Raw genomic sequence first — 15,290 nt, 5'->3', positions numbered from 1 at the left:
GTGGACGTACCGGCCCTGCAAGCCCTGTCCCACAACCGGCGAGCGGACGTCCGAGCGGCGGTCTGCGCCGTGGAGACCGCCATGCTCCCTGTCCGGCCGACCCACTACCGCGCCCTCGCGGAGACCCCGCTGCGGGTCGTGGTGGAACAGGTCCTGGCCGCATCCGGACGCGCTCTGCTCGCGGTCGGCGGCGGCTACCTCACCGGCTACACCGACGAGATCAGACAACGTCTGGCGCACGAAGGGATCGGGATTCTGCCGCGTGACGACCGCGCCGTCCTCACTCTGATCCTGCTGTTCAGCGTAGCCATTCCACGAGCGTCCGGCATCACCCTGCCCGAGCAGCTGTGGACCCAGGGCACCCCCGTGCCCAGGGATCAGCTCAAGGACTGCCAGGTGTCCGACGTGGCCCTCACCGGCGCGTTGCAGCGCCTGACCGACGCCGATCTGGTCCGCCGGACCAAACCCGGCTACGTCCTGGGCAACCAGTTCCTGCGCCTGACGCCGGCCGTGGGCGCCGAGCTGTTCGAACGGCTGATCCTGCTCGCCGACCCCGACGGTCCCCTCGCCGAATCGATCCGTCGCCGCCGCGCCCTCCGCGCCGTGCCTCCGGCTGCCGCTCCCGACCACGAGGTGCCCGACACACCATGACCACTCCGCCCGCGTCCGATCCGTCCCGGGGCATTGTCGGCGACCGCCAACTCGTCGGTGTCCAGACCTTCGACATCGCCCGCCTTACGGCACACGCCGTTCCGATTCTCCCGGAGACCTTCATCGCCGTCTCCGGCCTCGGTCCCAAGGACGACTCGAACGGCTCCGGCAAGACCAGCTTCCTCATCGCCGTCTCCCTGCTGCTGGCCGACCCGCAGTGGCGCCTGGAGGCCAACGGGGGCCGGCACGCCAGCGGCATCCTGTTCCGTCCCGACGCAGCCGGCGTCGACCAAGCTCACCATGCCTCGCCGGTCACCCACGGCTACATCGTCGGCGTCTTCGCCGACCCTACCGACCCCGCCACAAGCTCGTTGACCGTGTGGGTCCGCATCGCCACCACCGCCCCCTACCTGCAGGCCAATTGGACCGAAGGCCTGCACCTCGCCGACGCCCCCACCGATCACGAGCGCAGCATCCAGGCCGACGCCCTGTGGCGCGAGCTGGGCACACGCCAGATCCTTTCGGCCCGGGCCATGGCCGAGAAGCTCTACGGCACCGCCCCGCGCTGCCTCACCTACCTCGACACCGCCCTGCGCCCACCCGTTCCCTCGCTGCTCAGCCAGCAGCTGACCGAGATGGAGCCCCACGACATCGGCCGGTCCCTGATCGCCCTGTCGGGCATGACACACCTGCTGGAGGAGGAAGAGGACCTGCGCGGCCAGGCCCTGGAACACCAGATCAACCTCGACAAGGCCCAGACGGAGCACGCCCAGGCGCTGCTCGCAGAAGACGACGTGATGAGCGGCGTGCACGCCCGCGAGGCCGCCCGCCTCGCCCTCCAGCTCGGTCACGAGGCATGGCGCCGCTACCTTGCCGCCTCCTTCCGTGACGCCCACGACAGCGACCAGCGCATCGCCGCGGCCATGGAGGAGGAGAGGCAAGCGGCCGCGACAGTCGCAGACTTGGTGCAGGACGCCGAGGACCATGTGACCTCGTTCGGTTCCGCCGCGGACCTCGCCACCCAGGAGAGCGAAGCCCGCCAGACGTGGTCCGACGCCCAAGAACATGCACGCGAACTGTCCAGCAAGATGACGGAGTTGACCACCCAGCAGGCGCTGCTGCACAGTCAGCGGACCACGCTCCTGCCCCAGGCACAAGGCTGGGACGGCAGCGACTGTGCCACCGCGGCCGCCCGCCTGGAACGACGCCAACGCGATCACGCCAAGGCTGAGCTGCAACGCCTGGATGCCGAAGACATCGCCACCCGAGCCCGCACCCACCTGCACAACGTCGAACGGGGCCGCAGCGGGAAGGCCGGCCACGCCATCGATCTGCTGAGCGAACACCGCATCCCCGCGCACGGCCTGCTCGACCAGCTCAACGTGGACGAGGCCGCCCGCCCCGCGTGGGAACCGCGTCTGGCGCCCTGGCAGGACGCGATCGTCGTCGAACCCGAGCATGAAGAAAAGGCCCGCCGCCTTCTGCATGCCGATCTGCCCGGCGCGCAGATCATCTCGTCCGACGAAGGGCAAGAACGCCTGCCCGAGGGCATGCACAGCACCCTGAACGTGGCACGCTTCCTCGGCACCCTTCAAGAACGTCTGATCCCCTCGGCCGACGGCGCTGCCGTCCATGACCAGGCGCTGGCGCTGACCGTGACGGGTGGCTTCACGACCCCGCTGGCCGGGCGCGAAGCCCGGCTTCGACAAGCCCGCGACGATCTCATAGCCGCCGAGCAGGGCATCGCTGAGGCCGCCGAGGCCGTGACCGTTGCTGCCGCTGCCCTCACCCTGGCCACGACCCAGCACGTGGCCGCCGAGGCCGCTGAAGAACTCGCACGCCTCCGCACCCGAGAGAACGACCTTCAGACACAGATCGACGAACTGACCGGCCGCGTCAACAAGGCCGCGCACGACGAACAGAAGCTCCAGCAGACCTGGAAGGAAGCCGTGGCCCGGCACGCCTCCCACGAGCAGCTCCTCGCCAATGCAAAGCTCAAACTGGAAGCGGTCAGCAAGGCGCTCAAGGAACGGCACCGCACCCTGGCGGCTCTTGAACGCCAGCGCAGCCAAGTCGCAGCAGCCCAGTGGCAGCTGCAGTGGGACGGCACTCTCGAAGACGCCGTCCGCCTCTTGGACTCGGCATCGGACCAGGCTCGTTCACCCCGGCCGGCGACCCTGCACCGACAGGCGCAGGACGAACTACGCAAGGCCTACGAGTACTACGGGCTGGACGGCACCCCAGGCGCAGACGTCGGCGAAGACCTCCGCGCCGGAGAGGAGACGATGCGGGCCTTCTCCGACACCGACCCTACGGTCCTGCCCACCCTCACCTTCATCGACGTGGCAGCACCGCTGGACAACCGCCTCGCCGGCCACCGCGACCAGGACGAGGTGGCCGCAACGCGCATTACCCGCGACCAGCACGCCCGGGAGCAGGCGATCGCAGAACTCACCACCGGGGTCGCCACCTGCGTCCGCAACCTGGAAACCCTCCAGGACATGATCGAAAAGCACCTTGACGGCCTCTTCGCCCAGATCAGTGCCGCCTTCAACGACCTTGACCTGCGTGGCGACGGCCACGGAGCCAAGCTCGAGCACATCAGCGTCCGCCCCCAGGGCGCCGGTGACTGGCAGTGGCAAGTCATCCCGCGGTGGAAACGCTCCCGCAGCGGCGGATATGTCTCCTACCGAGAAAACGCCAACAGCGCCCAGGTCAAGGTGCATGCCATCCTGCTGGTCCTCGCGGCACTCCTGGCCGACTCCCAGACCCAGGGCAGAGTCCTGATCCTGGACGAACTCGGCAACAGCCTCGGGGAGGTCAACCGCAAGGACATGCTCGCCGCCCTGCGTGACGTCGCCCGTGACCAACACCTGACCATCCTCGGCACCTGCCAGGACAGCGTCCTCGCCGACGCCGCCGATGTCTGCGGGGAACTGCTGTGGTTCGTCCACGCATCAGCGGCCGACATCATCAACCAGCCCACCAACATCTGGGCCTTCGACAGCAACGGTGACCGTACCCAACTCACCGAAGACTGGATCACCGCAGGACGCGCCCATGTCTGATCCCACCCCCAGGCCTCCACTCCTCATCGGCGAGGCACACGGCCGCGAGACCGTCCCCTTGCGTAATCTGCCGCCGGGCATAACCGCCGTCACCCTGCCGCGCATCACCAAGGACGCGGACGACACCATCCACGTGCGCGTCCCCAGGGACCAGCGACGGCGGGTCAGTCCCCGGCAGGTCGACCTCGTCGCCGACCACCCCGTCAGCCCCTATGAGCCGCCGCCCGCCCTGACCACCCGACAACTGATGAAGGTCCTGCGGACCAAGACCACCAAGCGCTGGCCCACCATCCAAGCCGACCTCGGCGACAACGCCTGGCAGACCGTGGTCGACCTCATCCGCTGCGGCGCTGTCATCCTGCGCTGCGACGTCGTCAACGGCACCGCCTACAGCCCGCGGTCATGGACCCTGACCCAGTCGTGGGCCGAACTCGCCGAGGACAAACTCGCCGAACTCCAAGGCCGCCAGCACCCCGAAGACCTGCACCGCGAGCTCCTCGACGTCATGGCCGACGTCCCTCAACTCGCCCATGAACACGCGCTGCTGGCCAAGACACCACCCGGGCGCGTCCTGAAGATCCCCGAAGGCACCGCCACACGAGCCGAGGACTGGCGCGTGTACGAGGTCGCCATCCGGGCCGCTGGCATCTGGTGGCCCGCCCAGGACACCCCCCGCAAGATCACCGCCAAGGAACTCGCCGGACGCAGCCTGCGCAACACCAAGAGCGCCTGGACCCCAGCCAGGCAGCAGGCCTTCTCCAACCTGATCGGCATCCCCTTCGACCAGGCCGTCGACAAGGCCGACACCGAACTACGCATCCGTGGCCCTCTGCAGTGGCGCGTCGGAACCGTCATCGCCGATGCGGCAGCCTGCAACCCCTGGCTCGCCCTTCCCGCCCGCGGTGTCCGCGCCCTCGGCATGATCTCCTGCGACGCCCAGGGCATCTTCCTGATCGAGAACGAGGACACCTTCGAACAGGTCTGCAAGATCCGGGAGATCGCCGACACCTGGCTGTGCATCTGGGGCAAGGGTTACGCAACCGACGGGCTGGCCGAGTTCCTCCGCGGCCTCGACGGCCTGCCCGTTGCGGCATGGGGCGACCTCGACGCCCACGGCATCCGCATCATCGGGAACCTCGCCGACCGCATCGGGCGGCCCGTCACCCCCGTCGCCATGACCGTCGACCTCTACCGTGCCGGCACCAAATACCACCAGGAGCCCTCGAAACTGGAGGAGAACCGCAAGCTCGCCGCCCGGCTCGCGTACCAGGGCATCGAGGCCCTGCGCGATCTGGCCGACGAGATCGCCCGAACCGGCGGGCACGGCTGCGAGCAGGAGACCCTCTACGACGAAGTCCTGCCCACGCTCCCAGGCCTGCTGAAAGCCGTGCACCTGCCCGGCAGTTGCTGACTTCGCGCCAGGCGGACAGGGCGGGGCGGCAGGGCTGTCTTCCACTACCCCTGGTCCTCCCGCCATGGGCGGCGGTGCCTGCCGCGAATGGAGACTCTCGGCTGTGCCGTGTCTGTAGCGCGCAGTGCGGGCGGTCGGCACACACAGCTCATGGGACGAGGGTGCCAGCGGGCAGGGACAGGTCGAGCCGGGGCAGGCGTCCGGCGTGTGCGCGCAGATGGCGTGCTTCGGCGACCATGGCGGGGGCGAACATGCCGTCCCCGGGCGGGTGGGGTGTCAGGCGGTGGTGGGCGCGGGCGCCGGCCAGCAGCGGGCGTGCCCAGGCAGGCACAGCGTGCAAAGGGCAGTCCCGGTGGACGACCCCGTGGAGCTTGATGGCGGTGACGTCGCCGGTGATGTCGAGGTCGCCGGTGAAGCGCAGGTTGCTGAGGCCGGCCCGGGTGAAGGCCAGCACGCTCAGTGCTCCTGCGATGAGCGGGTGTGCGAGAGCGGCCAGCGCGGCGGCCTCCTCGGACGCGATCTCGAGGGCAGGGGCGGCCTGGACCAGCTGCGCTGTTGCCATCGCGCCGGTGCAGGGGTGAGCTGGCCGCCCGGGCCTCAGCGACGCCGCCCGAGCCTCCCGCGGCCGGGGGGCGGGGGACTGCCCCGCAGCCACCACGGCCGGTCCCGCCATCGGTGGAGCAGGAGGGAAGGAGGGGCGCGCGGGTATCGGTCCCGGCTCGGCGAGGAGCGCCTCGAACTGGCCCCGGCCGCTGATACGGCGCTCCACGCGGGCCAGCGCCGGCGGCAGTCCGCGCGGGGCCTTCTGCCACAGCAGTGTCAGTTGAGCTCCCGTCGACTCGCGCCAGGCGAGCAGTTGGTCGATGCGCCGGATGGTCAGCAGGTGGGCCCGGGGGACCACCACGTGCCGCACCCCGGTCGCGACACCCCAGGCAGCCGCGGCGAGCCAGGCCGCGTTCACCGAGTCCAGCCACACATCGGGGGAGTTGGGCCCGGGGGCCAGCCGCTTGCCCAGCGCATACAGCATGTCGTGCGCCAGCGCGGCCGGGCTGCCGCTGGCCGGCGTCGGCTGCACGGTGATGCGGCCTTCCCCGGGCCGGTGGGCCTGCAGCGCCGCCCGGGTGTAGAACAGGTCGTCCTGCTCGTCCACCACGATCGTCACGTCGTCGTAGACCACGGCCACCGCCTCCCTTCCGGCCGTGCACCGCACAGACTGGGCCCTGCATGTGGAAGACGCCAGGGCCGGTCCGTGCGGAGTCCGAGGTCGATGGCGGCGGCCCGGGCTCGACGGGCCGCCGCGCATGTGCGGCCGTTGCTACATGCCGCCCAGCTTGCTGTACACCCAGTTGACGAGGTCCTGCTTGACCTCGGTCAGGCCCTTCTTCTTCATGCCGTTGAGCATGTGCTTGGTGATGGTGGCCCAGTTGCGAAAGTTGCCGTGTGCCGCGGCCCGGTCGATGTTGCGGATCATCTGCGGGTCCACCCCGGCCCACAGCGAGTGGAACGCCGGCAGCGTGCCGACGACCTCGGCCTCGGGCATGCGCGTGAACTTCTGCCAGATAAAAATCCGCGACGCCAGCATCGGTTCACGCTTGAGGACCTTGTAGCAGCCATCGCCGCCGGCGAAGATCACCGCGATGTCGGTCTTGCGGTCGTCCCACAGGTGGCGCCAGTACTCAAACGAACTGCGGCCCATCCACTGGGCCTCGTCGCACACCAGCACCCGGAACGTCTGCGACAGCGTCTCCTTCAGGAGCGTGTCGAATTCGATCGGCCGGGTCGGCGGTTCCCCGGGCAGCCCCAGGGCATGAAACAGCCCGTGGCGGATGTCGCGGGGTGTCGGCCCCGAGCGCAGCTCCAAGCGGTAGGTGTTGTCGGGGGCGATCTTCCGCAGCGCCGAATTCACCGACATCGTCTTGCCGTATCCGGCCGCTCCATAGGCGACCATCATGCCCTTGGCGTCGATCGTCGCCTGGACGTCGTCCAGGGTCGTCATGAGCGCGTCGGTGGCCACCAGACGCGCATCGAGGCGATGAAAGTGGTCCTCGTCCTCGGCAGGCAGCCTGCCGTAGTCCATGTCACCGCTCACGCGTTCTCCCCAGGGGTGTCGTTTCCCGGCTCGTCCGCGGCTGGGGGGATCGGGCGAGCCCAGCCATCCGGGACGGGCTGGTGCGGGATGTAGCCGGGATCGGCCCGCCGCAGGTCCGTGGCGGCCGAGTCGGCAAGCTCTGCCTCGGCCTCCGCCTCGGTCAGCGCACCCAGACGCTCGGGCGGGGCGGCTGTGGTGACGGCCTCGAAGCGCTCGCGGCGCAGCCGTTCCGCAGCCTTCATATCCGCGCGAAGCCGCCGCGCCTTCGCAGTGCGGGCGTTGCGGACCTTACGGACCTGCTCCTCGCTGGCCGCCTCGGCCAGAACGGCGCTGCCCAGGTGTACGCCGTCAAGGCCGAAGACCTCGATGGTCATGTCGTGGTGAGGCAGGTGACGCACCGCGACACGGACGCCGGCCTGGCCGACCATCCAGGGGGCGATGTAGTGGCGGTTACGCCACTGCACTCCCCGGGTGGTGATGACGCGGGTGCGGCCATCGTCCTCAAGCCCGAAATGGGCCAGCTGTTCGGCGGGGACTTCACGCAGGGGAGTCGGGTCGGACCGCCATGCCTCCATCGGGGTGAGGCCGTCCAGAGACTTGGGCCGGTGCTCGGTGTTCCACCAGTGCACCCACTCCAGCAGCAGTTCCACGAACGCCTCGAAGGGGAGCGCGGGCTCGTCCGGATCCGCAGTGTGGCCGCCGGTGAGTTTTTGCCGGTGGACGTAGCGCGGCATGGAGACGAACAGCATGTCCTCAACCGCCCCGTTGAGCGCCTCGATGGTGCCCTTCAGATGCGGGGTGTAGGCCGGAAGGTCGACGACGGGCACGGCGAGGGCACCCAGCGCCGAGGCAACGGTCTTGCACAGGAACTCTTTGCCGCGGTCCACGCGGATCAGGCCGGGCAGCCCGCCGGCTGGGCCGAACGGCTCGGAGCGGTCCAACGCCATCCGCAAGGCCGCCAGCACTGCGTCTCGGCTGGGTGCGTGGGGCGTCACAGCCAGGCCCATGATGACTTTGCGGGCGCAGTCGATGAACCACGTCAGCCAGGGCTGCACGAGCTCGCCCTCGACCCATACCCGAACGGGCACACACTTGTGGTCCCCTTCCCAGGCGGCGTTGCGGTGGGTGGCCGGGCGTTGCCCGAATACATCGAAGGCACGCCGGGCGGCCTCTCCCTTGGCGAGCCCGGCCCGCTCCCCAGGCGTCAGATCCCGTCGCAGCGCCCGGTGGATCGTCGACAGCGACGGAGCGGCAGGCAGCAGGGGATCGGCCAGGGCCCGTTGCTGCAACTCGCGGTGTACGGCGGAGGCGTTGCCTCCCCAGAGCACCAGCAGACGGCGGATCTCCGGTGTGATGGTGAAGCGTGTCCGGTACGCCGCATCGAGGCGGCCGGTGGCGCGCGCCTTGGTGACCCATCGCCACACCGTCCGCTCCGACCGTCCCACAGCCGTGGCGACCAGCTGTACGTGCGCGCTGGTCAGTTCGCCGTGCTGGTCCAGCGCCATCAAGCGCGGCACCGCGGCCAGCCGCCCGGAACGGGCAGTGAACAACGGTTTGTCGGCGCCGGGCGCGCCGACAGAGGAATCGCTCATCCAGTCTTCTCCTTACCTTTTCGAACGAATGGGTGCTGGAAGTGGCAGAAACGCGTTGTGCCGCACTGGTACTGGCGGACGCGGGAGGCCCCGGCCGGCACGGGGCATCCGGGGAGGCGTCACGCAAAAAAAAAGGGGGGTTGCCCGGCGGGGTTTGTAGGGGCCGCGCTTCAGGCGTTCAGGCATTGTGTGGCGGTCTGCCCCGCTCCGCGTACGAGGGCCTTCCCGGATAGGGGGACAACTGCGGGAGGCGCGGTTGCGCGGCGCCCTCTGGCATGGGGGAGAGGGGCTCGCGGGCCTGCCATCGGAGTATGCAGGCCCGTTGCAAGGGCGCTGCGGTTGGTGCTGCGCAGGGGTGATGCGCCGCTACCGGCCGCAGGTGTCCCCGGGCCGCCTCAGGCGGTGGAAACAAGTACCGGGCTCGGTGTGTCTGTGTAGGGGCCGCCGGGGCCGTAGACGGGGTGCCTGAAGCCCCCGGAATGCGGGTTTCCCGGCGGCGCTGTTGGCCGGCCCGGTGCTGCTCAGGTGTGTTCCAGCATGCGCCGGATCCCGTCGTTGATGAGGGAGGTGCGCGTTTCCGGCGTGAGCCAGGTGGCCGTTGAACCCTGAGGGGTTTTGTCGACGAACAGGACGTCGTCGACGGCATCGGCCACCGGGAACAGGTGGCTGATGACCGTGACTGTCTTGTCTCGGGTCATGCTCCTGAGGACGTTGAGGGTGTCTTCCAGACGGTTGTTGTCCAGCGAGGCGAAGCCTTCGTCCAGGAAGAGACTCTCCACCTTGGTATGGCTGCGATTGTGGCGTTCGACGAGGGCCAGTGCCAGCGCTAGGGAGGCCTGGAAGGTCTCGCCGGCGGAGAGTGTCTCCGGGTGCCGCATGTGATTGGTGGCGAGGTCAACGATCCGGAAGTTCTTGCCGAATACGTAGTCGCCCCCGGAGATCTGCTGGAAGGTTCTGCTGCCGTCCTTGATGAGTGAATCGGTGCGCTGATCGGTGAGATGCTTGAGGAAGTTGCCGTCGGTGAGGTGTTCACTCACGCTCTGCCATTGCGCGGCCTGTCGGTGGGCGGCTTTGAGGGCGGTGTCCAGCGCTTCGGCGTAGGGGATCTGGGACTGTGCGAGGCGCAGGTCGGTCTTGGCCTTGGCATGCGCGTCTTCTGCTTGGAGTGTCTTGCGGCTGAGCGGGTCGAGAACGGCGCGGGCGAGCAGGTCGCTCTTCGCAGGCACCGGGAACCCGGGTTCTGGGTCCCTCTCGTCGGCGGTAGCCTCGGCTTGGCGGGTGAGCTCCTTCTGGAATGCGTGGACCTCGTCGGAGGCGTGCTGGGCGGCCTGTCCGAGTGCGCCGGTCAGACGCTGGTGCAGGGAGGCGAGGGCCATGCAGTAGGCGTCGACGATGGCCAGGTCACTGCCGTCCGGGACGGGAGGCAACTCGTGGGATACCGCGTCCCCGAGAAGGGCTGCCGCGTCGGTGGCCGCGTCCGCCCAGCGTTCCACTTGCTTGATGAGATTGCGTGTAGGGGTCTCGACTGAGCGCCGACGACGCGCGTCCAGGACCTGCAGACTTTCGCTGTGCAGTGTCAGGGCCTGCCGGACTTCCTCACGCTCCTGTTCTGTGTGTTCGAGCTGTGCGAGACGTTCTCCGGCCGCCTTCTGAGCGGAAGCGATGTCTGGCAGGGAGGGCAGTTCTGCCGGTGCGGACTGGGTGGGACGAATTGAGGCAGGGAGCTCTGCGACCTCTGTCAGCAGATTCCCCAGCTCGCTCTCGTGCTGCAGCCGAGTCTTGTCCAGCCGTTTGCGGTCACGCTGCAGCCGACCACGCTGGCGTTTGATCTCGGCCCGGGCTGCTTCATTCTCAGCCTGAGCCGCCCCCAGCTCCGTCTGGGCTCTGGAGTGGGCCGCGAGGGTTTCGCCTTCTGCGTCGCGCACCGGCTGGACAAGCGCTTTGACCGCACGGGTGATCTGAGCCCGGTTCACTGGTTCGCCCTCGGCCAAAACGTGCGCCTGAGCTGCCGTCTGCCGACGCAGCGTGGCCAGGGCGATGGCTGTGGCAGGAAGACCGTCCGGGTGTAAAGCGTCTACCAGTTCCTGCACCTGGAGCAGAGCCGCGTCCATACGCTCGCGGGCAGCCAGCTGCCCACGGCGGTGCTTTTCGACCGCCCGCTCAGCCCCCTTCAACTGGGCGGCTGCCTCCGCTTTCGCCTCCACCGCCGGGTTGACGGCCTTCATGTGAGTGCGGACCTTGCTTTTGGCCCGACCAAGCGCCTTGCTGTCCAGCAGCGGCGGAGGAGTGAAGTCACCAGGGACGGGCTGGGCGCACACCGTGCAGGCGTCCCCGGGCACCAGACCGGAACCTGCCGCATGCGCCGCCTCCCCGCGCTGCAGCGCGGCGAGGGCTTCCTGGGCGGCTTCCAGCGCGCCGCGGCGCTCCTCCAGCCTGTTCGCCAGGTCCGCGAGGTGGCTGCGCTGTTCCTCCACAGTCTCGAGCGCTGTGTGCTCGGACTGCCGATGACCGGCCGCGGCATTTGCCTCCTGCAGCGCCGTCCGGACGGCCTCCTGCACCTGGTCCGTGCGCGCACGTGCCTCGCTCACCATGCGCTCGGCCCGGCCGGCGGCCTCGACGAGGGCCGCCTTGTGCTGCTCGTGCTCCTCCAGTTCCTGCCGTGCCTGCGTATGTTCCTGCTCGTGCTCCTCGTGCTGAAGCTGCTCCTGCTTCAACCGTTGTTCGACGGTGTCCAGGCTGGCCGCACGCTCCGGCAGGCGGGACAGGACTGCGAACGCGCTGGAGAGGGACCGAACCGTGTCGCCAGCCTGTGCGGCCGTCTCCAAAGCGGCCTGGGCCGTCTCCAGTTTCGCGTTCAGGCCGTGCCCGGTTGCCTCCTGTTCTGCTGCCTCGGCATCGAGTTCCTTCTTCTTCCGTGCCAGCGCCGCCATCGTGATGCTCGCATCCGCAACAGCACGCTCACGCAGCAGCTGTGCCGCTTTGTCCAGGCCGCTCTTGCGGTGCCTGTGTTCGATGGCCTGGCTCTGTGCTGAGCGCAGTACATCCAGTTGCTCGCGCCGACGGGCGGCGATGGCCCGGGTGCGGTCCAAGTCCAGTATCGCCTGGGCCGCAGAAGCAGGGGGGTCCGGCAGGAGGTCGTGGCGGATCCGGGTCGCCTCGTTGATCTGCGCATTCAGACGCTCGAGCCGTGCACCGGCCAGCTTGCGTACGCGTGCCAGTTCAGTGATGCCGAAGATGTGCCGCAGGAGGTCGGCACGGACGGCGTCGGAAGCCTTGAGGAGGAGGTCGAACTTTCCCTGGCGGAGCAGGATCGTGCTGACAAAGCCGTCACAGTCCAGCCCGATGACTCGGGTGACCGCATCGGTGACCGCAGCCTTGCCGTCGATCCGGGCGTCGCTGGCCCCTTCAGTGAGGGGCTCCAGCACGGCCTGCGGCCTCTTCTTGCGGTCCGCATGCAGAGTGCGGTGCACACGCCATTCGCGGCCGTTCGCCGAGAACTCGAACAACACGTCCATGTTGGGGCATCCCGTGCTGATCAGCTCATAGACGTCTGCAGCGCTCTTCGACCACGAGCACACGCCGTACAGGGCGAAGATGATCGATTCGAGGATGGTGGTTTTGCCCACGCCGGTATGGCCCAGAATGGCGAACGAGCGCTTGTCGCTGAAGTCGATGGTGCACGTACCGGCGTAGCTGCGCACTCCCGTGAAGGTGAGCCGTAGGGGCTTCACGGTGCCTCCGTCGTGGTGTCTTCCAGCGCGATGCGCGACGGTTCCTCGGCGTCCTCGGGCCACGAAGGCGTCCGGTACAGCGCAAAGAGGATCGCCTCAAGGATGGTGGACTTGCCCGAGCGCGTGTCGCCAGGCGGATGCCCGTCGGTGACATCGATGGTGCTGGCGCCGGCGTAGTTGCGCACTTCCGTGAGGGTGAGCTGCAGGGGTTTCACGATGCCTCCTTCCAGGTGTCCTGCAGCGCGGCGCGCAGCAGTTCCTCGGCTGGGGACGGGGTCTGTGTCTCGTCGTCGAGTTCGCTGAGCAGGTGAAGGAACGCCGTGACCGTGGACTCCGCGGCCTCCCCGCTCAGCCCCTCACTCGCCAGGTAGGCCCGGAACGCGTCGGGGAGTTCCGGCTCGTCTCCGGGATCGCGGTCAAGCACGGCGCCGTCGGCTGCCTCACGTGCAGGGGCCGGGTTGATGAGCACCGCGTGGGGAACGATCTCAGCGATCTTTTGGCTGAGCGGCCCGTCGGGGTCTTCGCCAGTGATCGTCGGTTTGAGGAAGGTCTCGTCGTACTGGTCGGCTGCGGCCTTCAGCTCATCAAGGGTCCCGGTGAACTGGGCCAGCCGTCGGCCGCTGGAGAGCCGCCGGGGCAGTGCCCTCACCGGGCGTCCGGGATCAGCGTCGACGATCACTACGCTCTTGGATTCGTTGGCTTCACCGAAGTCCATGGGCAACGGACTGCCCGCGTAGCGGGCGGTGAACTTGAGACCTTCGATGACCTGTGGGCGGTGAATGTGGCCGAGGGCGGCGTATGACACCACCGGAAGATCCGCGGGAGGGGTCTCGAAGTCATCGCCGACGGCTCGTTCGCTCGGGGAGGTCGTGGCACCGGCGACAAACACATGGGCCGTGAACACGAGGATGTCCCGGTCGGCGTCATACCCCTCATGCAAGGCATCCAGCAGCTCACTCTGCAGCCCGCGCATCGCTTCGGCATAGTCGGCGTACGACGTGCCCGTGGTGGAAGAGTGTTGCCAGAACCGGTTCGGGTGCACGAATGGCAGAACACCCAGCCGGATTCGCTGCTCACCACCGCAGGCGTCGAACGTGAGGACACCGCCGTCGCGTGCTGGGCGGCGCTGGCCGATGAAGAACAGGCCCCGGCCGCAGGACGGGCCGGTCATGTAGTCGAAGAAGTCGAAGTGCGCTGCGGAGTCGTGGTTGCCGGCGACGACCACGGTGGGGGCGATGCCGGCGAGTTGGCGCAGGGTGCGCATGGCGCGGAACTGGTCGTGGATGGCGGGACGGGACAAGTGGAACAGGTCGCCGCTGTGGATGATCAGGTCCGGCCGGCTCTCTTGGGCGATGGCCACGATCTCGGCCAAGACCGCGTCGAAGTCCTCTTCGCGTGAATGCCCGTACAAGGTGTGGCCTAAATGCCAGTCGGAAGTGTGGAGCAGTCTGCTCATGCCTTCATGCGCCCTTCTGGAAGCGAGGCGTAGGAGGGCACCAGTGGTGCCCTACGAGCCCGGGACTGTACACCAAAATCACTGGGCAAATCATGGGAGTCCCGAGCACCTGCTAGCGTGCGGGCATGGACGAGCATTTGGTCGCTCTCGAGAAGCGCATGCAGCAGCTGCAGGAGGCGATCCGGCAGGCGCTCACGCGACACAACAGAGCCCAAGTAAGTTTCTTAGGTGCAGAGTTGACGCGCATCCGACATGCCTGGATGACTCTGTGCGGACTCACTGACGGCCCGGACGCGGCCCAGTCGGGGCCTGGGCCGGCAGCCGTCGAGCCCGACCAGAGCGAGCTCGCAAGCGAGCAGAACCATCAGGCGCTGACCCTCCTAAATCCCGGAGAAAGACTGGGAGTCCCGAGCGGCTGCTAGCATGCGGGCATGGACGAGCATTTGGTCGCTCTCGAGAAGCGTATGCAGCAGCTGCAGGAGGCGATCCGGCAGGCGCTCACGCAACACGACAACGCCCAAGCAAGCCGCCTCGGCGCGGAACTGACGCGCACTCAGCACGCCTGGAACGTACTGTGCGGACTCACTGACGTCCCGGAAACGGCCCGGCCAGAGGACCAGCCTGAGCCCGCACCGACGGCCGCCGAGCCCAACCAGGCTGTGCCCGTACGCGACCAAGTCCACCAGGCGCTAGCTCTCCTCACCGTACCCGCCTCGCCGAAACTGCTCAGCCAGGTCCACCAGGCCTTCTTCTCCAGCCCGCTGAACACGGCGCGCCTCACCACCCTGCGCCGCGACGAGGAACGCTCCTTCCGCTCCGCCCCCTACGGCCGCGCCTACTACATCTGCCCCGCGCTGACGTCCGATCTGCTCTCACCAGCCCGCGGGCTGCTCGCCCTGAGCACCTGGCCACTGCAGCAGCGTCTGGTGGGACCACTCACCCAGCGCGTCCACTTCCTCACCGCAGCCCTGCGGCTCGCAGACGCCGCCGAACACCTCTCCGGCGAGACCAGCCTGCCACAGCCCGTCCAGCAACTCCTGCTGCACTACAGCCGCAACATCCACGGCGACACCATCCGAAGCCCACGTGACCTGGACGCACTGCGACGGGCCGCCGCAGCCGAACTGGAGATCCACGCCCACGACGACGCCGACCACCGCGCCGAAGCGGCGCAGCGAGCACGCCAGAAACTCGGCGACGCAGAGCAGATCTTCGGCAACACCCTGCGCAACACCAACCGCCTGCGCCGGACTTCGTAAACCACCCCTTCAACCAGCACGGCTGTGCCCTGT

General features: G+C 68.4%; 10 protein-coding genes. 4 read left to right on the top strand and 6 right to left on the bottom strand.

Annotation, left to right across the window (positions count from 1 at the left end):
- The 3 genes from EJ357_RS00125 to EJ357_RS00115 are packed head-to-tail and all read left to right on the top strand — an operon-like array spanning position 1 to position 5,130.
- Positions 1-651, top strand: a complete 651-nt coding sequence (locus tag EJ357_RS00125) for a hypothetical protein (protein ID WP_228472878.1) — start codon at positions 1-3, stop codon at positions 649-651.
- A complete protein-coding gene (locus EJ357_RS00120; protein ID WP_126387436.1) occupies positions 648-3,719 on the top strand; it encodes a coiled-coil domain-containing protein in 3,072 nt (1,023 codons plus the stop codon). Before EJ357_RS00125 ends, EJ357_RS00120 begins: the two co-directional genes overlap by 4 nt.
- Positions 3,712-5,130 carry a Wadjet anti-phage system protein JetD domain-containing protein gene (locus EJ357_RS00115; protein WP_126387434.1) on the top strand — a complete coding sequence of 473 codons (1,419 nt, stop codon included), beginning with the start codon at positions 3,712-3,714 and terminating at the stop codon, positions 5,128-5,130. The genes EJ357_RS00120 and EJ357_RS00115 overlap by 8 nt, the downstream gene beginning before the upstream one ends.
- Positions 5,131-5,278: 148 nt before the next feature.
- Here EJ357_RS00115 and EJ357_RS00110 read toward each other — a convergent pair whose 3' ends face one another.
- The 6 genes from EJ357_RS00110 to EJ357_RS00085 all read right to left on the bottom strand — a co-directional run bounded on the left by EJ357_RS00110 (position 5,279) and on the right by EJ357_RS00085 (position 13,998).
- Complete coding sequence (locus tag EJ357_RS00110; RefSeq protein WP_126387432.1) at positions 5,279-6,307, bottom strand: hypothetical protein; 1,029 nt, start codon at positions 6,305-6,307, stop codon at positions 5,279-5,281.
- Positions 6,308-6,445: 138 nt separating this feature from the next.
- Entirely contained in the window at positions 6,446-7,219 is a 774-nt protein-coding gene (locus EJ357_RS00105; RefSeq protein WP_126387430.1) for an ATP-binding protein, read from the bottom strand.
- Positions 7,216-8,724 (bottom strand): Mu transposase C-terminal domain-containing protein, encoded by a 1,509-nt coding sequence (locus tag EJ357_RS00100; RefSeq protein WP_407698544.1) that lies wholly within the window; start codon positions 8,722-8,724, stop codon positions 7,216-7,218. The genes EJ357_RS00105 and EJ357_RS00100 overlap by 4 nt, the downstream gene beginning before the upstream one ends.
- A 608-nt stretch (positions 8,725-9,332) precedes the next feature.
- The gene (locus EJ357_RS00095) at positions 9,333-12,542 is read right to left on the bottom strand and encodes an AAA family ATPase (protein ID WP_228472880.1); all 3,210 of its coding nucleotides are present in this window, start codon (positions 12,540-12,542) and stop codon (positions 9,333-9,335) included.
- A complete protein-coding gene (locus EJ357_RS00090) occupies positions 12,539-12,757 on the bottom strand; it encodes a P-loop NTPase family protein (protein WP_126387426.1) in 219 nt (72 codons plus the stop codon). The genes EJ357_RS00095 and EJ357_RS00090 overlap by 4 nt, the downstream gene beginning before the upstream one ends.
- A complete protein-coding gene (locus EJ357_RS00085; protein WP_126387424.1) occupies positions 12,754-13,998 on the bottom strand; it encodes a metallophosphoesterase family protein in 1,245 nt (414 codons plus the stop codon). Before EJ357_RS00085 ends, EJ357_RS00090 begins: the two co-directional genes overlap by 4 nt.
- Before the next feature lie 431 nt (positions 13,999-14,429).
- Between EJ357_RS00085 and EJ357_RS00080 the strand changes: the two genes are divergently transcribed.
- Positions 14,430-15,257 (top strand): hypothetical protein, encoded by an 828-nt coding sequence (locus tag EJ357_RS00080; protein WP_126387422.1) that lies wholly within the window; start codon positions 14,430-14,432, stop codon positions 15,255-15,257.
- The last annotated feature ends 33 nt before the right edge of the window (positions 15,258-15,290 follow it).

The organism is Streptomyces cyaneochromogenes (genome assembly GCF_003963535.1).
GTDB classification, from domain to species: Bacteria; Actinomycetota; Actinomycetes; order Streptomycetales; family Streptomycetaceae; genus Streptomyces; species Streptomyces shaanxiensis.
Note: the sequence above shows the minus strand (reverse complement) of the source record. Positions and strands in the feature narration are given on the sequence as shown.

Excerpts from the sequence above, each read along its gene's own strand:
- EJ357_RS00080 (WP_126387422.1), top strand. The coding sequence starts at position 14,430 with ATGGACGAGCATTTGGTCGCTCTCGAGAAGCGTATGCAGCAGCTGCAG.
- EJ357_RS00085 (WP_126387424.1), bottom strand. The coding sequence starts at position 13,998 with ATGAGCAGACTGCTCCACACTTCCGACTGGCATTTAGGCCACACCTTG.
- EJ357_RS00115 (WP_126387434.1), top strand. The coding sequence starts at position 3,712 with ATGTCTGATCCCACCCCCAGGCCTCCACTCCTCATCGGCGAGGCACAC.
- EJ357_RS00100 (WP_407698544.1), bottom strand. The coding sequence starts at position 8,724 with ATGGCGCTGGACCAGCACGGCGAACTGACCAGCGCGCACGTACAGCTG.
- EJ357_RS00120 (WP_126387436.1), top strand. The coding sequence starts at position 648 with ATGACCACTCCGCCCGCGTCCGATCCGTCCCGGGGCATTGTCGGCGAC.